The sequence below is a fragment of the Aristophania sp. ESL1100 genome, from assembly GCF_058511235.1.
On the sequence record NZ_CP196394.1, the window covers coordinates 950,831 to 967,824 of the forward strand.

Genomic DNA, 16,994 nt, shown 5'->3' on the forward strand with positions numbered 1-16,994 from the left:
ACCCTTATGAACATCTTTTTTCACTTTTTATGCATCAAGAAGTTTCTTGAGCAACTCATTGACCATAGCCGGGTTGGCTTTGCCTTTCATGGCCTTCATGGTCTGCCCAACAAAGAAGCCAAAGAGCTTGTCTTTTCCGCTTTTATACTCAGCAACCTTGTCTGCATTGGCATCCAGAATCTGCTGGATAGAGGCTTCAATCGCTCCTGTATCTGTAACCTGCTTCAGCCCTTTGCGTTCGACGATTTCAGAAGCAGAAGCCCCGGTTTCAACCATGTCTTCCAGAACTTCCTTGGCAATCTTGCCATTAATGGTCGAATCGCTGATCAAGCCAAGCAGTTCACGCAACCCCTGCGCGCTGACAGGACTATCTTCAATGGAACGACCAGTCCGGTTAAGGGCAGCAAAGAAATCGCCCATAATCCAGTTCGTTGCGAGACGTGCATCCGCCCCTTTGGCAACGTCCTCATAGAAATCGGCAATATTCTGCTCAGCCGTCAGTACGCCGGATTCATAGGCTGAGAGCCCATAATCTTTTTCAAGACGTGCTCTCTTCTCTTCTGGCAGTTCCGGCAAGGCTGCCTTGAGCTCATCCACCCAGCTCTGCTGAATTTCGAGAGGAAGAAGATCAGGATCTGGGAAGTAGCGGTAATCATGCGCATCTTCTTTGCTGCGCATGGAACGCGTCTCTCCTTTGATGTGATCAAAAAGGCGTGTTTCCTGATCAACCGTTCCGCCAGATTCCCAGATTTCGACCTGGCGCTGCGCCTCAATCTCAATAGCCTGCATCACATAACGCACGGAATTGACGTTTTTGATTTCACAGCGTGTGCGGTAATCTTCTCCTTCCTTACGGACAGAGACATTCACGTCCGCCCGCATGGAGCCTTCTTCCATATTCCCGTCACATGTACCCAGGTAACGCAAAATCTGGCGTAGTTTCCGCACATAGGCGCCTGCCTCTTCAGGAGAGCGCATATCAGGCTCACTGACGATTTCCATCAGCGCCACGCCTGCACGATTTAAGTCGATGAAGGAACGTGTAGGATCATGGTCATGAATGGATTTTCCGGCATCCTGTTCAAGATGAAGACGCGTAATACCAATATCACGCTTCTCACCATCAGAAAGCTCAATCTCAACCACGCCTTTACCAACGATAGGAAATTCGAACTGGCTGATCTGATATCCCTGTGGCAAGTCGGCGTAAAAATAATTTTTACGGTCAAACCTGCTGAAAAGATTGATCTGCGCTTTTAGTCCCAGACCAGTACGCACTGCCTGAGCCACACATTCTGCATTCAGGACAGGAAGCATCCCTGGAAAAGCGGCATCAACCAGACTTACCTGTGTGTTGGGTTCTGCTCCAAAGGCGGTTGACGCTCCAGAGAAAAGTTTGGACTTGCTGACAACCTGGGCATGAACCTCAAGCCCGATAACGACTTCCCATTCCCCGGTTTCACCTTGAATACGATAGGAACTCATGCTGAAACTCCTGCATGGAGAGTGGGACGATGATTGAATAAAGCTGCCTGCTCCATAACATGGCCAACCTTTATGAGGGTTTCTTCATCAAAATAACGACCAATGAGCTGCAGCCCCAGAGGGAGGCCTTCCCGACTTAATCCCGCAGGAAGAGACAGTGCCGGCACCCCGGCCAGGCTGGCTGGAACCGTGAAGATGTCATTCAGATAAAGCTGCACAGGATCTGTAGGCTTTTCATCCCAGGCAAAAGCACCTGTTGGCGCCGTCGGAGCAAGCAGAAGATCACATTTTTCATAAGCATTCAGGAAGTCCTGCTTAATGAGCGTTCTGACTTTCTGTGCCCGCAGGTAATAGGCATCATAATAGCCAGAAGACAGCACGTATGTCCCCAGCAAGATGCGCCGTTTTACTTCCTCGCCAAATCCTTTGCCACGCGTCGCTTCATAAAGCTCATCCAGCGTTTTGGCAGGGACACGTTCACCGAAACGCACGCCATCATAGCGAGACAGGTTGGAAGAGGCTTCAGCAAGAGCGGCAATATAATAGGTAGGCAAGCCATATTTTGTATGAGGCAGGGAAATCTCAACAATTTCTGCCCCTGCTTCTTTCAGCCATTCAATGCCCTGATCCCATAGTGCCTGAATTTCTTCAGAGAGACCTTCTGTGCGATATTCTTTGGGAATACCGACGCGTAACCCTTTAATACCCTGCCCTAAAGCGGCTTCATAATGAGGCACGTCTTTTTCAACAGAGGTTGAATCCTTTGGATCAAACCCGGCCATTGATTCCAGCAGAATGGCACAATCCCGGATTGTACGCGCCATTGGGCCAGCCTGATCAAGAGAGCTCGCAAAAGCAATTGTGCCGAAACGTGAGCAACGGCCATATGTCGGCTTAATACCCGTAATCCCGCAATAAGCAGATGGCTGGCGGATGGAGCCGCCTGTATCTGTCCCTGTTGCTCCGAGCACCAACCCTGCCGCAACCGCAGCGGCTGAACCGCCTGAGGACCCACCAGCAACCAGACGCGCCTCAGACCCTGTTTTCTTCCAGGGATTTTCAACACCGCCAAAGGCTGAGGTCAGATTGGTGGACCCCATGGCAAACTCATCAAGATTCAGTTTACCCAGGAACACTGCGCCATCACGTAGCAGATGACTCGTTACGGTGCTTTCATAAGGGGGGACAAAATTCTTAAGAATTTTACTCGCAGCGGTTGTACGCACACCCTTCGTGGCAAACAGATCTTTCACACCAAGAGGGATGCCTGTCAGGGATTTCCCCTCTCCACGCTGTAATTGCCCGTCAGCTTCCCGGGCCTGTTCACGTGCCTGGTCAAGGGTACGCGTAATAAAGCTGTTAATGCGTCCATCAAGCGTTTCTATAGCGTCACAATGGGCATTCACCAGCTCAACTGCGGAAATCTCTTTGCTTTTCAGGCTATCCCGTGCTTGAGAAAGAGTGAGATCAAATTTATACGTCATTACTCGACAACCTTTGGCACAGTATAGAATGGTCCCTCACGGTCAGGGGCATTGGAAAGTACGTCTTCCTGGCAATCACCATCTGTTACACGGTCTTCTCTCAGACGTGCACGGGCAAGATCAGTCCCGACCATAGGGGGAACATTGGTGATGTCGACCTCATTGAGTTGTTCGACCCATCCCAGAATTCCCTGCATTTCTTTCTGGTAGGTTGAAACTTCCTCTGGCGACAGGCCCAAACGTGAAAGCCTCGCCATTTTTAAAACTGTTTTTGCATCAAGCGACATGGAATGTCCTAATAAAAGAGTAAAACGGGCTAGCTTTTAAACATGGAAATAGATCATAACGCTTCTTTATGACGTACTTCAATCCACATGACCTGCGGCAGCAGATCAAACCCTTACAACGTATTCTTGGCGTTGACCCTGGATCAAAGCAGATCGGTCTTGCTTTGACGGATGTTCAGCTTATGTTGGCATCACCCTTCATGATTTTGAAAAGACAAAAACTTTCCTTTCTCATAAAGGAATTTGCCGATTTTTGTAAGATGCACGATGTCGGGGCCCTCGTTATTGGCATGCCACTTTCCCTCGACGGGACAGAAGGGCCAGCCGCTCACGCCGCAAGAGATTGGGGGAAAGATCTGGCTCAAGGGCTGAATCTGCCTTTCACCTTATGGGATGAACGCCTTTCTTCCAGCGCCGTTAATCGCTTTCTTATTCAGGAAATGGATCTGACACGCAAAAAAAGGGGCGAAGTCGTCGATAAACTCGCAGCTTCCTATATGCTGCAAGGCTGGCTGGATGCCACAGCAGGCCAGAGCTGAATCATACGGAGCGGTCACGTGCCCTTATCATTGGAAATAGAAGCGGAATGTCAGGAACCTTTTTCCTTCAGTGAAGGCTCATCCGTTCCTCTTCTTTTTTCCTCCCCCCATTCCGGACGACGCTATCCTTCTTCCTTTCTGCAACAGTCACGTCTTTCAACCTATGAACTACAAAGGATGGAAGACCGGTTTGTTGATGACCTTCTTTCAGACTTGCCTCAGCTTGGTATTTCTTTTCTGAAAGCAGAATTTCCTCGTAGCTTTTGCGACGTAAACCGGGACTGGCGCGAACTTGACGGGCGCATGTTTACACCAGCACTTGATGAAAAAGAGCTTATACGCTCCCATCGTGTTATGGCTGGTTATGGTGTCATCCCCCGCTGCACCGCACCCGGCCATTCGATTTACAGCCATACCCTCCCTGCTGAAACGGTGCAGCACCGTTTAAATCATTACTGGGCACCGTTTCATCAAAAGCTTCATAAAACACTTGAACGGCTGAGAAATAAATCAGGCCATGTCATCCTGTTTGACGTACACTCCATGCCCACGCTCCAACAGAGCACCCCCTGCGATATTGTTTTAGGGAACTGTTATCAGCAATCCTGTTCCACATTATTAATCAATACAGTACAGACCATCTTTGAAGAGCTCGGCTATAGTGTCCAACAGAATACCCCCTATGCGGGAGGATTCATTACTGATTATTACGGAAATCCTGAAGCGCATATCCACGCTTTACAAATAGAAATATCCCGATCTCTTTATCTCAATCAGACAACATTGGAACCTAATAAGAATTACCTGAAATTCAAAAATGATTTACATTCATTCGTAAAGCATATTACAGAATGGTTGTGCAATAATTCTGAAAATCACGTTCCATTACGTAATTATTGGAAATAATCACCCTTTTTCCGATGATGATTTCTATCTTTCCCCATCGTCGGGGCCTCAGATAAAGTCACGTTTCCTGATTTATTACGATCAGCAGGTTTCTTATATAACGTAATGTCGGAAGCATCAGAAGGACGGCCCTGTTGCTGCCTATTATCAGACTGATGTTGAATAAAGAATTGCGCCCATAAATCAGGTTTGGTTTTTTGAGTAAAATCCTCAACCAAAGCCGTTGTACCAGGCACGAACTGCTTTTCAAGAGAAAAATATTTATCAAAATCGCTGTCAGACGTGGCAGCCTTGAACCCTTCCCAGGCTGAGGCGAACCTCCCGGTAATGGCGCCTAATGTACTGCCCATAAAAAACAAATGATAGGCCGAAGAGATTGTAGCCATCCTTTGTGAATCTGACGTTGAACTATTAGAAACAACTTTCGCCGCCATATTCAATTGACTGGCCACTTGTGCAATCGTCTGTTCCTGCATCTTTTCAAGATAATTCTGGGCATCTTCCGAGAGGGAAATCACATCATCCTTATTCTGCCCCGCCGGACCCGAGGAATGGTGGACGACACCCGAACCATAATCCAAATGAGTTTTATACGCATGAACCGGACGTATGCCGCTCATCTCATTAATAGCCGTGACTCCAAGCCACGCAGATGTCTCTGAGGTTATCGCCATCATTTCCTCTTGGGTAACAGACCCTGAACTTTTCTCTTACTATAAGTTACCTAATAGGTAACAAAACAATTAATTCCCACCAGAAATTTCATCATTGAGGTTGAAATTGGAAATATAGGCAGCAGCAGCTCCATAAAGACCCGGTTGAGGATGCGTAATAATTTTAACAGGTATGGCACTCATCCATGATTCAAAACGCCCCTTTGCAACGAAACGTTCTGCAAAACCGGAATGAGGGAGTAAATTAGCCAGGCGCAAGCCAAGACCACCCGCAATAACAACACCAGAGGCTTTATGAGACAGAGCCGAATCGCCTGCAACTGCGCCCAGACTCAGGCAGAAACGTTCCAGCGCAGCCGTAGCAAGCGTATCCGTTCCTTCAAGGGCGGTTGCCCATAAGACACGGTTATCTTTCAGTCTGATCGGCATATCCTGCATTTCAGCAATGACTTCATAAATATTGGTCAGACCGGGACCAGAGACAATCCGCTCAACTGAAACACGACGAAACCGCCCCCTCATAGCGGCGAGAATACGGTCTTCCAATGAATCGAGCGGTGCAAAATCAACATGCCCCCCTTCTGATTCGATTACCTGATACTGGCCATTTTTATGCCGGACAACACACGCAGCTCCCAACCCTGTCCCAGGGCCAAGGATGCTGATCGTCCCATCAACGGGCAGATCCTGTTCCGGACCACAAAGATGTTGCATAAATTCCGGTCCAATCTGGGCCACAGCGTGCCCAACTGCACCAAAATCATTAACAATTACAAAATTATCGAGATTTAACCGACTGGAAAGCTGGGATGGTTGTATGACCCACGGGTTGTTCGTCATTTTCAGGATATCGCCTGAAACAGGACAGGCAACGGCGATCCCCGCTTCTCTTGGAATCGGGCGCCCCAACTCGCGGCCATATGCCTCCCATGCCAATGCCAGGGAAGCATGTTCAGAACATTTTAAGGTTATCTCTTCTGTTAAGGAAACGACTTTTCCCGCATCAATAGCAGCAATGGCGAAACGCGCATGCGTCCCGCCAATATCCATAACAACAATCTCTTTCATTATACGGGCACTCTCTTTTTCAATAACGTCACTTCAATAATATCCACCCGGGAAGCTTTACATCCCTCGATCCGCGCAATCACCTATTCCGCCCGTAAAAATAGCGTGACCAATCAGGGTGTCGGATGTTGCATAATATCCAGTTTTCTCAAAATCTTATGTGCCAGGGCCCGGGGTAAAATCATTTCCAGCAGACGTGTTAACTCAAAAACCCATGGGAAAACCAGAGTCGCCTGCCCCCGGTTTATAGCGCGCCCAATTTTCCGCGCGGCAACCTCGACAGGCACCAGAAATGGCTGATCTCCTTCGAGCTTCCGGCTCATAGGTGTATCAACAAAACCCGGTGCAATCAGGGTGACCTTGACATTATAGGGCTCCATGGCAGCCCGCAGAGCTGTACTGAAACGTCCTATACCGGCTTTTGACCCACTATAGACCGTTGCCAGAGGCAGATCATGGAAAGATGCCACCGAGCCCATAATCCCAATTCTGCCACTACCACGTTCAGCCATGAGTGACGCCGCTTTTGTTGCCAGCGTTACTGGCGTGGCGAAATTCACCATGGACATTTTTAAAGCCGTCTCAGGAGATTCTGTTTTCTGTCCCGCCGGACGGATATCTGACATTCCCGCAGAGAGAATCAGGATATCAACAGGATTTTCGCTATCAGCTTCTGTAAAGGCCTGCAAAGCCTGCTCAGCATTGGCAATATCGAGGCTCAATGTTGAGACTGACGCCCCTTTATGACGGACCTTTTCAGCTGTTTCGGCCAGACGTTCCTCATTTCGCCCCCAGAGAGTGATATGGACTCCCGGTCGGGCATAATAAATAGCCAGGGCTGCCCCTATACCACTGGACCCTCCTGTGATCAGGACATGATGGCCGTGTGAAATATACGTGGTATTTTTTTTCGTCATAATTGGCTATTTATCTCCCTAGCCCTCTGGTCACATTTCTTTTGTACGCGTATAGCCACTTTCATGCAACGTGAAGCCTCTTTAAATAACCGTCAAAAGATTGAAATCAGGCCTGTTACGTCTCGACGTGACTTGCGTCTTTTTATCACCCTTCCCCGGCGTATTTATAGCGGAATGAAGGGCTTTGTTGCACCGTTCGATATGGAACAATACGGCCTTCTTGACCCGGAAAAGGCTGCAATTTTCCGCCATGCCGAAATACAATATTTCCTAGCCTGGAGAGACAATCAGCCAGTTGGAAGAATCGCTGCGATTATTGACCATTGTGCCATTGATTATTGGCAGGAAAGAATCGGGCAGTTCGGGGCTTTCGATTCCCTTCCAGACCCGGAAATTACCGTTCCCCTTCTGAACGCTGCTGAAAACTGGCTTAAAGAACGAGACGTCGTCTGCATACGCGGCCCTGTCACTTTAAGTGGCAATGGTGAAACCGGGTGCATGATAGAAGGGCAGGAAACACCACCTATGGTTGCCATGCCATGGCACCCAGTCGGGCTCGGCGCTCTGATTGAACAGGCAGGTTACGTCAAAACTGAAGACCTGCTGAGCTATAGTCTTGAACTCACGCCTGATATAGAAGAGCGCTTTAAAGTGCCTGCTGGTCTGAAATTCGGTGAAGGTCGGCTGAAATCAATTACGGCACGCTCTCTTTCGAAAAAAGAGATTGTGGCTCAAAGTGAAATTTTAAGAGGGCTCTATAACGACGCCTGGGCGCAGAAATATAATTTTGTTCCGATGCAGGATTATGAAATGCGCACTATGGTCAAGGAGATCAAACCCCTCCTCCGTACTGAACATTACGTGCAGATCGATCAGGATGGAGAGCCCGTTGCAATGGCCATGGTCATCCCCAATATTTACGATATTACGGCTGACCTGGGAGGCTCGCCTTCCCCTATCGGGTGGGTGAAATTTGCGTATCGTCTGGCACTCCACCGCTTTACGTCAGCCCGCGTGATCCTGCTTGGAGTCAGCAGTAAACTGCGCGGCACCATCCTGGGGTCCCTTCTTCCCTCTCTGGCGATCCGGGAATTAATGCAACGCGGGAAGTCCCTACCTTATAAATGGGTTGAGCTGGGGTGGATTCAGGAAAGTGACACCGGCATGAGAAATCTGGCAGAATCGCTTGTGCCAGAGCCTCATAAACGCCACCGCGTATACGAAAAATCTATAGAAGAATAAGGTCCTTCTGAGTCATCAGAAATGTTGCCAACCCAGTTTTTCAAAGAAAACAGGCTGCCCCTGCTCATCGAGCATTTCAATGGAACTACCGGCTGACACTTCCCCTATCCGGGTAATTTTTACGTTTTTTTCCTGGCAGATCTTTTTCAAAAGCGACTCATTTTCCGGTGGGCATGTCATCAGGAGCTGATAATCATCTCCTCCCATAAGTCGTATTTCTTCCCATTGCGATGGAACCTGGCAGGCCGCTTCACAATGAGGCAGGAGGGGCGTATGCAAGGTGATATGAACGCCGGATTCTTCAGCAATGTGATTGGCATCCTGCATAACGCCATCAGAGATATCCATTGCAGCACTGACAACACCGTAAAGAGGCAGCCCCATACAGGGTTGGGGTAGTAAATAAGCCTGTGTCAGGGCCCCTGTAGGGTCTTCCAGTTTTCCTAACCGTGCATAGAGGCCTAAAGCAGCAGCGCCGATTGTGCCAGTAACCCATACGCTATCACCCGGTCGAGCCTGATCACGACGTAATGACTTCCCACGTCTTACGCGCCCAAATATTGTCAGACTCAAAACAAGGGGGCCTTCTATCCCCGTCGTATCGCCGCCAAGTAATGATAATCTGTATGTCTTCTGGTCTTTTGCCAGACCTTGTGAAAAAGCCTTAAACCAGTTTTCATCGTAATGATGGTCAAGTGGCACACTGACGTTGAGTGTATATCCAGCCGGCTCTGCTCCCATCGCTGCAAGATCTGAAAGATTGCAGCGGAGAAGTTTCTGCGCAACCGTTTCCGGAGGATCAAAAGGCAGGAAATGACGGTTTTCAACCATAGTATCGCTGGAAATGACAAGCTCATCTCCAGCCGGAACCGAAAGAACGGCCCCATCATTTCTTAATTCGAACGCCCCTTCTCCGGCCAAGGGCCGGAAATAACGATTAATGAAATCAAATTCACTCATAAATTATGATCAGTGTCTTCTTCATTCACTTTAAAACTATCAAGAACACCATTCACCATTTTCGGTTCATCACCTGAGAAAAAGCCATGGGCAACATCCAGATATTCATTGATAATGATCTCTTTTGGAGTTCCTTGCTGCAACTCTGAGATTGCCGCACGCAAAAGGGCTCTCAGGACAGGGTCAAGGCGGCTTAATGGCCATGTGGGAGGTAATAAGGCCTCAAGAGCGCTATCAATTTCCCGACGGTTCGCCATCACATTACGTACGATCTGTCTTATCAGCCTTAAATCCGCGCCCGGGATATTCCCTTCTGCAAAATCCTCCCCTGAATTTGCCTTACGATATATGGCAAATTCATCCAGAACGCTTTCTGCGCCACTCTCATTATGTTCACATTGATACAGAGCCTGCACCGATGCCACACGGGAAATCGTCCGGTTACGTGTACGTGGTGAAGAAGAGTGGCCTTTAGGTGACGCGTTCATGAAGGTTCCTGAGATGTTTTTTTAAGCGTGTTGGTCGTAGAGGTCATATCTGCCAGAATTTTTGAAAAAGCTTCAATCTCACGGAAATCTTCATAAACACTGGCAAAACGAACATAAGCCACGCTGTCTACCTGACGGAGCGCGTTCATGGCAAGCTTACCTATGAATTGTGATGAAATTTCTGAGGCCCCGGAAGATTCTATCACCTTGACCAGCTCATTTACCAGCCGTTCCTGCCTGACTTCATCAACAGGACGCTTGCGCAATGCGATCCGGATTGAGCGTGCCAATTTATCACGATCAAAAGGAAAACGGCGCCCATCAGCCTTGATAACGCTCAATTCACGGAGCTGGATCCGTTCAATCGTCGTAAATCGTTGGCCACAGTCGGAACAGACACGCCTGCGCCGAATAGCCGCCCCTTCTTCACATTGGCGGCTGTCCTTGACCTGTGTTTCCTGATTCCCGCAGAAAGGGCAATGCATAATTTATTCCAGCTATTCTCAATAAGCTTTTGTGATCGTTCTCCCTGACAAAATCAATGGTACTATCGGGGAAAAATTGGACATGTCCTTACAGCTGATAATATTATAGTTATATAAGATACAATAAACGTAAAATTTGTCCCCTTTAAGGAGGCTTTTATGAAAAAAACTTTTTTTAATTCCTCTTATTCTTTGCCGGTTTTGGCAATTCTGGCCATGATTTCCTCACAGGCCCTGGCTGATACGCCAACGCAGGGAACAGCAAATGATCCAGCAAAAAAAATCAGCGTAAAAAAAGGGGCGTTAATTCCTATTGCAAGTCATCCAGATATTGCAAAGGGTCTTTTCATCATTGAAAATAAAAGCTCCCGGGACCTGCTTTTACAAAATGTCAGCTCGCCTATCTGCGATCATGTCACAGCCAACCATAGCGATGATCTGCAACTCTCCAACCAGACAGGGGGGGACAATATTTTCAAGCATCTTGCCATCCCGCACAATGCCGTCATGGTTTTCCCTTCAGATGGATATCATCTTATCTGTTATGGCTTGAAAACCCTGCAGCCCGGCCAGACGACCGCACCTTTTACCTTTTATTTCCGGGGCGATATAAAAGTTACGACGAGCTTCACACTCCAGTCTGAGGAAAGTAACAACGCGCCCTAACCCTCAGGATTTTCCATAAGTTCCAGAACGGCATCCCCGTATCGTTTAAGTTTGCTCTTTCCGACACCTTTGATGATTTCAAGCTCGGACAGAGTGTCAGGCTTCATGCGGGCGATATCACGGAGCACTGCGTCATGAAAAATAAGGTAAGGCGGAATATCCTGACTGCGCGCCTCTTCCCGACGCCAGTTTTTTAAAGAAAGAAACAGTTTCTGCTCATAATCCGTAAGATCTGTTTCAACAGCTCCGGAATTTACAGAACGCCTGATGGTTTCTGACAGCGTTAAATCCTCTTTAAACGCTATTTCTTCTTCCCCGCGCAAAAGAGGACGCGCTCTTTCCCTGTCCAGAGCCAGACCACCATGGTCATTGCCCAGCTTGACCGCTCCCTTGGCGATCAATTGGCGAATAATCATCCGCCACCAGAGTTCACTCTTTCCTTTTCCGACACCAAAGACCGATAATTTATCCAACTGATAACGCGTGATCAGTTCATTTGTCTGTCCACGCAGGATATTCGCAATCATAACCGCACCAAAACGCTCACCCGAGCGATAAATCGCTGACATGACTTTCTGCGCGGCTTCAAGCCCGTCAAATGTCGAGACAGGGTAAGTGCAATTATCGCAATGCCCACAGGAACCAGGCATTTCTTCACCGAAACAGGAGAGAATTGTTTTGGTCCGGCAATGAGCTGTTTCTGTCAGAGCGATCATTTTCTCAAGGCGCGAACGCATAATATGGCGTTCGCTATCAGGAGCACTTGATTGCTCAAGCCAGTAACGGGCGCGCCCGATATCATCCCCTCCATATAAAAGGAGTGTGTGAGCATTATCCCCGTCACGCCCTGCCCGGCCAATTTGCTGATAATATGCCTCAGGGGAATGAGGCATATCCAGGTGGACGACCAGACGGACATCGGGCCTGTCAATCCCCATCCCGAAAGCAATCGTTGCGACAATGATAAGAGGCTCACCTGAACGAAAGCGTGTCAGTAAGGCTTTTTTTTCCAAACTTGACAGGCCGGCATGAAAAGGGAGTGCGGTATATCCTTTCGCTGTCAGTGACGTTGCAATCCGTTCGGTCCTTTTTCGGCTGCCACAATAGATAATCGCAGCCCCTTCCTTGAATTTGGTCTCAAGAACGGCAATCAGCTGCCTTGTTTCCGAATATTTCGGCTGAACCTGGATATAAAGGTTCGGACGGTGAAAACTGGCTGTCAGCACCAGGGCATCCGACATATTCAGCACATCGAGAATATCCAGACGCGTCCGTTCATCAGCCGTTGCTGTCAAGGCAATCCGTGGGACCGCAGGGAAATGCGTCGCAAGCACCGATAATTCACGATATTCAGGCCTGAAATCATGCCCCCAGGCTGAAACGCAATGCGCTTCATCAATCGCAATCAGTGAGAGAGGAATTTTTTTCAGAAAGTCCAATATTGAAGACGAAAGAAGGCCTTCGGGCGATATAAAGAGGATATCAATTTCAGAACGCCGCAACTGATTCCATAAGGTAAGACGTTCATCATACGTCAATTCTGAATGGAGGGCCGCGGCCCTCACACCGACCTGCTTTAAACCAGCGACCTGATCTTCCATCAGGGCAATCAGGGGGGAAATGACCAGGCCCATCCCATCCCGGCATAAAGCCGGAACTTGATAGCAAAGGCTTTTTCCGCCCCCAGTGGGCATGAGCAGAAGAACATCCTCCCCCTGCATCAGCGCATTTACAGCCTCTTCCTGCAACCCTCTGAAATGATCAAAACCAAAAACGTTTTTCAATATCTCTGCTGGAGAGACTAATTCATGACCATGATCAGACAACAGAAAAAGACCTTCGATTTTATAGTGTTATCTGGCTATCTTGATCGACACACGACGATAGGCCACAGCTGAATCATCAACATCCTTAATGGGGATTTTATCTTTGGAAATAAGGCGTGGATCAATGCCATCAATTTCCAGAAGTTCTACGACAGCTAAAGCCCTGGTTGTGGCCAGTTCCCTTAAAGCGGCCGGATCGCCCGCTTTTTCAGCTGACCCCATGACGTAAATATGACGAGCATGTTTTTTACGTGCTGCATGAGCAGCTTGCTTCACAACAGCCTGTCCGGCTTTATCAAGTTTAACAGAATCATGCTGGAAAAATACAACATAACTATTCCTTGCCGAGGCCGTCGCACACCCTGCCAGAAGGGCGGCCACTGCCAGCGGAAAAGCTGATCTCAAAAAACCTCTACGCAACCTGTCAAACCGATGAGACATTCTCGCCTCCCTTAAGTTGAATTCTCTTTCAAGCTGCCTGTCAGGATAACAAGGACCAATCTTCTAAAGAGCCTGTCAGGAAAGAGGATATAACTTCAGAGTTTTATCTTCCAGTTTTAAAATACGGTCTGCTTTTTCAAGCCCGGTCATTCTGTGCGTAATGAGCAGAATTGAGATCCGGCGATCAAGATGATTCAAGGTTCTGACGAACTCTTTTTGTGTCTCACGATCCAGTCCCTCGGTCGGCTCATCAAGAATAAGAATTGAGGCTTTTCTCATAAGAACCCGCGCCAGAGCGAGGCGCCGTCCCTGGCCGCCTGATAATGTAGAACCATTTTCGCCTACCCAGCTATCCAGCCCGTCTGGCAGGGATCTGACAAAATCGGCCAGCTGAGCCTTTTCCAGCGCAGCCCAGAGCTCCTGATCAGGGACGTCTTTTCCGCCCAGCAGAAGATTATTACGGATTGTATCATCAAAAAGATGGCTCGATTGGGAAAGCCAACCGATCTTCTGCCGAAGGGAATCGGAATCAATGTCGGAAACAGGAATATTTCCTAAAGTGATCTCCCCCGCCCATGGTCTGGTCAGCCCCATAAGGAGCGTCGTCAGGCTGGATTTTCCGCTTCCTGAAGAGCCCAGAAGGATAAGGCGTTCCCCCTCTTTCAAGGTAAAACTGGTATTTTCCAGAAGAGGACGATTTTCTTCCCAGCCAAACGTGATGTTTCTGGCCATCAAGTCATAGGCGGCCGGTGCCGGGATGCCACCATGATCAGCGATTTGCTCCCTGCTTTCCGGGAGTTCTGTAACTCTCTTTGCCGCATGCAGAGCCTGCCCGGCCAGAAAACCGGCGCCAGGCAGATCCATAAACTGATCAAAAATCGTCATGACGACGAAGAAGAGTGTTATCGCTCTTACACTATCAGGATGATGAAAATAATAACCGCCAGCAAAAAGCAGGGTCAGCAAAACACCGATGCGCGACAGCAAACCAGCCAGCCCCCGGCAGAGGCTTATCTGTATTTCCTGACGATGCTGCTCTTTATATAAGGTCTGCTCTTTCACAAACAAAAGATTTGCCATTCGCTCTTCAGCCTGAAAGAGGCGTGCCTCCCTCAAGCCTGTCGCAATATCGAGAGAGGCGGAATAAAGAGACGAACGTGCTTTTAATAAATGGGGCCCCATTCGGTAGGCATAGTACCCCGTCAGTAAGGGAACACCGATGACCATACAGGCCAGAAGCGCTGTGATCAGGAGGGCAAAGACGGCACTTTCCCTGACACAGATCAGAAAAAGAAAAGGCAGCGCCATAAAGGCGATGAGCAGAGGAACAATAATCCTGATATAAAGATTATCCAGGCTTTGAATATCTGCCATCAACCGAGAAAACAGATCGCCAGAGCGTTTACGTCCTATGCCTAATGCGGAAGAACGGGCCAATTTACGGAAAAACCAGACACGCACATCAGCCAGAGCCCGAAAGAGTGCATCATGCGTGACATATCGCTCGCAATAACGCAAAACAAGCCTTGAAAGCCCCGCCAGGCGCAAAAGATAAAATCCTGCCCCTACACCCAATACAGCCCCTGTCAGCCTCGAACCTGCCTGCCCCATTAAAAGCAGTGAAGCCCCGAAGGCAAGACTTGCAAGCACACACCCCAGTAAAAGCCTGAACCAATGAGGGCGCCATAAAGAGATGATAACCAGAAGTGATTTCATGGAAGCACCTCTTCTTCACTCACCTTATGATGACCCGATAAATGCAGGGATTTTGCATCTTCCAGCATGTCAAATTCTTCTGAATGAGTAGCGATAATGACCGTTTTATTTTTAAGCAGAGATTTTAAGGCCGCAATGACCTCTTTCTCAGTGTCTTTATCCAGATGTGCCGTTGGTTCATCCATCAGAATGATAGGCGATTTCCTGAGATAAGCGCGTGCAATGGCGATACGCTGTATTTGTCCACCGGACAGACCATAGCCTCCCTCACCAATGACTGTGTCCAATCCTGAGGGTAGCTGGGCGACAAATTGCTCTGCCTGGGCAGATTTCAGAGCCATCTGCACTTCTGCTTCTGACGCATCAGGCCGCGCAAAAAGAATATTTTCTTTCAATGTGCCATAAAACAAAAGTGGTTTTTGCCCCAGATAACTGATTGAGTCTGCAAGGACTGAAGATGGCAGCTGTGCACTATCCTGCCTGTTGAAATAGATATGGCCTTTTTCAGGCTTGATAAAGCCAAGCACAAGCTCGAGCAACGTTGACTTACCAGCGCCGGAAAGGCCTGTAAGTAATAAAATCTCGTCAGGAGCTACCGTGAAGCTGATATTATCCAAAGCCCACTCACGCTTTTCAGACCATCGGTAGCTGACATGATCGAATGTCAACGTAATCGGCCCCGAAAGATCTGCCTGATTCGTCTCTGGCACTGATTGTTCGTCTCGTGAAGGCAGAGACAGAACATTTTCGGCTGTTTCTGTTATTTTGGCCCGATCCTGATAGGCCATGGAAAAAGCCCGGAAAGGAGCGAACGCCTCCGGCACAATCAGGAGAGCAAACAGGGCACTCGATACCTGCCCAAAACTCCCATGATGCAGGAGAGAATGGCTTTCAGTAATGACAATTCCGACCAGAGCCATAATCATGACCAGATCTGTCGAAGCAGATGTCAGAAAGGCTATGCGCAGGACTTTCATGGTTTTGCGCCGCAGCTCGTCAGATGAATCTTTTAAAGACTGGGCTTCCTGCTCAGTACGGCCAGCCATGACAATTGTGGAAAGCCCTCTCAACCGATCAAGGAAACGGCCTTGCAGGCGGCTGAATGCCAGAAATTGTTTGCGGGACGCTCTACCCGTCGCAATTCCGAAAACAGCCTGGAACACAGGCAGAACAAGGCAACAGGCCCCGAGAATGAGACCAGCTTTATGATTTTGCCAATAAAGAACCAGAACAACAAACCACTGAGCAGGAGCCCATAATTTGGAAAAAGGCAGCCAGCGGGCAAAATACCCCTCCAGTGATTCAATATGATCGACCAGTAAAGAAGCAATCCGGGCGCTATGTGTGCTACGCAAAAGCGCCGGCCCGGCTGAAAATACCTGCCCTAAAACCATGCGCCTCAGCCGCTCCCGGGCCTTCTGACCCGCTGAGGAGGCCGTCATCTCCTGAAGAATTCCCAACCCGATACGCAGAAGGCAGATCAATAGAAACCAGAGCGTAAAGGACAGAAAACCCGACATGCTGGAATCGAGGATACAAGCCAGCGCATGCGCCAGAAACCAGGCTTGCAGACAGCCAAGAATGACGTTCAGAAATCCCAGAATCACCAGCAGATTAACAGCTGTTTTATGAAGCTTGTTCTGATGGCGAACCCAGAGCTTTAATTGTTTTTTATCAGCGACCATGACCCACCATATAAAAGCTCTAACGAAGGATAAACAGAGTGAATTTGTTCTCTATCATAAAAATCTTTCCGGGCTTGCCTTACGCTGGTTTTCAGAAACAGCCATGGAACGAAAAAATTGCTATT

General features: G+C 48.5%; 17 protein-coding genes. 4 read left to right on the top strand and 13 right to left on the bottom strand.

The window, feature by feature from the left end:
- Window positions 1–27: 27 nt before the first annotated feature.
- The 3 genes from gatB to gatC are packed head-to-tail and all read right to left on the bottom strand — an operon-like array spanning window position 28 to window position 3,256.
- On the bottom strand, window positions 28–1,485 hold the full coding sequence (gatB, locus tag ACSYSY_RS04540) for an Asp-tRNA(Asn)/Glu-tRNA(Gln) amidotransferase subunit GatB (protein WP_491708111.1): 1,458 nt from the start codon (window positions 1,483–1,485) through the stop codon (window positions 28–30).
- Complete coding sequence (gatA, locus tag ACSYSY_RS04545) at window positions 1,482–2,969, bottom strand: Asp-tRNA(Asn)/Glu-tRNA(Gln) amidotransferase subunit GatA (RefSeq protein ID WP_491708112.1); 1,488 nt, start codon at window positions 2,967–2,969, stop codon at window positions 1,482–1,484. The genes gatB and gatA overlap by 4 nt, the downstream gene beginning before the upstream one ends.
- A complete protein-coding gene (gene gatC, locus ACSYSY_RS04550; protein ID WP_491708113.1) occupies window positions 2,969–3,256 on the bottom strand; it encodes an Asp-tRNA(Asn)/Glu-tRNA(Gln) amidotransferase subunit GatC in 288 nt (95 codons plus the stop codon). The genes gatA and gatC overlap by 1 nt, the downstream gene beginning before the upstream one ends.
- Before the next feature lie 68 nt (window positions 3,257–3,324).
- Between gatC and ruvX the strand changes: the two genes are divergently transcribed.
- Both ruvX and ACSYSY_RS04560 read left to right on the top strand, forming a co-directional pair.
- Window positions 3,325–3,795, top strand: coding sequence for a Holliday junction resolvase RuvX (gene ruvX, locus ACSYSY_RS04555; protein ID WP_491708114.1), 471 nt, complete (start codon window positions 3,325–3,327; stop codon window positions 3,793–3,795).
- Window positions 3,796–3,813: 18 nt separating this feature from the next.
- Window positions 3,814–4,701 (top strand): N-formylglutamate amidohydrolase, encoded by an 888-nt coding sequence (locus tag ACSYSY_RS04560; RefSeq protein WP_491708115.1) that lies wholly within the window; start codon window positions 3,814–3,816, stop codon window positions 4,699–4,701.
- Here ACSYSY_RS04560 and ACSYSY_RS04565 read toward each other — a convergent pair.
- The 3 genes from ACSYSY_RS04565 to ACSYSY_RS04575 form a co-directional block, all read right to left on the bottom strand.
- Window positions 4,689–5,378 (bottom strand): hypothetical protein, encoded by a 690-nt coding sequence (locus ACSYSY_RS04565; protein WP_491708116.1) that lies wholly within the window; start codon window positions 5,376–5,378, stop codon window positions 4,689–4,691. The genes ACSYSY_RS04560 and ACSYSY_RS04565 overlap by 13 nt on opposite strands.
- A gap of 66 nt (window positions 5,379–5,444) precedes the next feature.
- Window positions 5,445–6,443 (bottom strand): glucokinase, encoded by a 999-nt coding sequence (gene glk, locus ACSYSY_RS04570; protein WP_491708117.1) that lies wholly within the window; start codon window positions 6,441–6,443, stop codon window positions 5,445–5,447.
- 113 nt (window positions 6,444–6,556) lie between these two features.
- Window positions 6,557–7,360 (bottom strand): SDR family NAD(P)-dependent oxidoreductase, encoded by an 804-nt coding sequence (locus tag ACSYSY_RS04575; RefSeq protein ID WP_491708118.1) that lies wholly within the window; start codon window positions 7,358–7,360, stop codon window positions 6,557–6,559.
- 63 nt (window positions 7,361–7,423) lie between these two features.
- Here ACSYSY_RS04575 and ACSYSY_RS04580 point away from each other — a divergent pair, with 63 nt between their 5' ends.
- A complete protein-coding gene (locus tag ACSYSY_RS04580) occupies window positions 7,424–8,602 on the top strand; it encodes a hypothetical protein (RefSeq protein ID WP_491708119.1) in 1,179 nt (392 codons plus the stop codon).
- Between the two features lie 15 nt (window positions 8,603–8,617).
- Here ACSYSY_RS04580 and thiL read toward each other — a convergent pair whose 3' ends face one another.
- Genes thiL through nrdR form a run of 3 tightly spaced genes read right to left on the bottom strand, consistent with a single transcriptional unit; the run spans window position 8,618 to window position 10,535 of the window.
- Window positions 8,618–9,562, bottom strand: coding sequence for a thiamine-phosphate kinase (gene thiL / locus ACSYSY_RS04585; protein ID WP_491708120.1), 945 nt, complete (start codon window positions 9,560–9,562; stop codon window positions 8,618–8,620).
- A complete protein-coding gene (gene nusB / locus ACSYSY_RS04590) occupies window positions 9,559–10,050 on the bottom strand; it encodes a transcription antitermination factor NusB (RefSeq protein ID WP_491708121.1) in 492 nt (163 codons plus the stop codon). Before nusB ends, thiL begins: the two co-directional genes overlap by 4 nt.
- Window positions 10,047–10,535, bottom strand: coding sequence for a transcriptional regulator NrdR (nrdR, locus tag ACSYSY_RS04595; RefSeq protein ID WP_491708122.1), 489 nt, complete (start codon window positions 10,533–10,535; stop codon window positions 10,047–10,049). The genes nusB and nrdR overlap by 4 nt, the downstream gene beginning before the upstream one ends.
- Before the next feature lie 159 nt (window positions 10,536–10,694).
- Here nrdR and ACSYSY_RS04600 point away from each other — a divergent pair, with 159 nt between their 5' ends.
- Window positions 10,695–11,201: a copper chaperone PCu(A)C domain-containing protein gene (locus tag ACSYSY_RS04600; RefSeq protein WP_491708123.1), complete on the top strand. Its 507-nt coding sequence runs from the start codon at window positions 10,695–10,697 to the stop codon at window positions 11,199–11,201.
- On the opposite strand, the gene recQ is transcribed toward ACSYSY_RS04600, so the two are convergent.
- The 4 genes from recQ to cydD all read right to left on the bottom strand — a co-directional run bounded on the left by recQ (window position 11,198) and on the right by cydD (window position 16,869).
- On the bottom strand, window positions 11,198–13,045 hold the full coding sequence (gene recQ / locus ACSYSY_RS04605) for a DNA helicase RecQ (RefSeq protein WP_491708218.1): 1,848 nt from the start codon (window positions 13,043–13,045) through the stop codon (window positions 11,198–11,200). The genes ACSYSY_RS04600 and recQ overlap by 4 nt on opposite strands.
- 9 nt (window positions 13,046–13,054) lie before the next feature.
- Window positions 13,055–13,468, bottom strand: coding sequence for an OmpA family protein (locus ACSYSY_RS04610; protein ID WP_491708124.1), 414 nt, complete (start codon window positions 13,466–13,468; stop codon window positions 13,055–13,057).
- A gap of 75 nt (window positions 13,469–13,543) precedes the next feature.
- A complete protein-coding gene (gene cydC / locus ACSYSY_RS04615; protein ID WP_491708125.1) occupies window positions 13,544–15,184 on the bottom strand; it encodes a thiol reductant ABC exporter subunit CydC in 1,641 nt (546 codons plus the stop codon).
- Window positions 15,181–16,869 carry a thiol reductant ABC exporter subunit CydD gene (gene cydD, locus ACSYSY_RS04620; RefSeq protein WP_491708126.1) on the bottom strand — a complete coding sequence of 563 codons (1,689 nt, stop codon included), beginning with the start codon at window positions 16,867–16,869 and terminating at the stop codon, window positions 15,181–15,183. The genes cydC and cydD overlap by 4 nt, the downstream gene beginning before the upstream one ends.
- Between the last annotated feature and the right edge of the window lie 125 nt (window positions 16,870–16,994).

Bases quoted from the DNA above. Each gene is read 5' to 3' on its own strand.
- ACSYSY_RS04580 (WP_491708119.1), top strand. From the start codon at position 7,424: ATGCAACGTGAAGCCTCTTTAAATAACCGTCAAAAGATTGAAATCAGG.
- gatB (WP_491708111.1), bottom strand. From the start codon at position 1,485: ATGAGTTCCTATCGTATTCAAGGTGAAACCGGGGAATGGGAAGTCGTT.
- gatC (WP_491708113.1), bottom strand. From the start codon at position 3,256: ATGTCGCTTGATGCAAAAACAGTTTTAAAAATGGCGAGGCTTTCACGT.
- thiL (WP_491708120.1), bottom strand. From the start codon at position 9,562: ATGAGTGAATTTGATTTCATTAATCGTTATTTCCGGCCCTTGGCCGGA.
- ruvX (WP_491708114.1), top strand. From the start codon at position 3,325: ATGACGTACTTCAATCCACATGACCTGCGGCAGCAGATCAAACCCTTA.
- ACSYSY_RS04575 (WP_491708118.1), bottom strand. From the start codon at position 7,360: ATGACGAAAAAAAATACCACGTATATTTCACACGGCCATCATGTCCTG.
- cydD (WP_491708126.1), bottom strand. From the start codon at position 16,869: ATGGTCGCTGATAAAAAACAATTAAAGCTCTGGGTTCGCCATCAGAAC.
- glk (WP_491708117.1), bottom strand. From the start codon at position 6,443: ATGAAAGAGATTGTTGTTATGGATATTGGCGGGACGCATGCGCGTTTC.
- ACSYSY_RS04565 (WP_491708116.1), bottom strand. From the start codon at position 5,378: ATGATGGCGATAACCTCAGAGACATCTGCGTGGCTTGGAGTCACGGCT.
- cydC (WP_491708125.1), bottom strand. From the start codon at position 15,184: ATGAAATCACTTCTGGTTATCATCTCTTTATGGCGCCCTCATTGGTTC.
- gatA (WP_491708112.1), bottom strand. From the start codon at position 2,969: ATGACGTATAAATTTGATCTCACTCTTTCTCAAGCACGGGATAGCCTG.
- ACSYSY_RS04610 (WP_491708124.1), bottom strand. From the start codon at position 13,468: ATGTCTCATCGGTTTGACAGGTTGCGTAGAGGTTTTTTGAGATCAGCT.
- ACSYSY_RS04600 (WP_491708123.1), top strand. From the start codon at position 10,695: ATGAAAAAAACTTTTTTTAATTCCTCTTATTCTTTGCCGGTTTTGGCA.
- nusB (WP_491708121.1), bottom strand. From the start codon at position 10,050: ATGAACGCGTCACCTAAAGGCCACTCTTCTTCACCACGTACACGTAAC.
- nrdR (WP_491708122.1), bottom strand. From the start codon at position 10,535: ATGCATTGCCCTTTCTGCGGGAATCAGGAAACACAGGTCAAGGACAGC.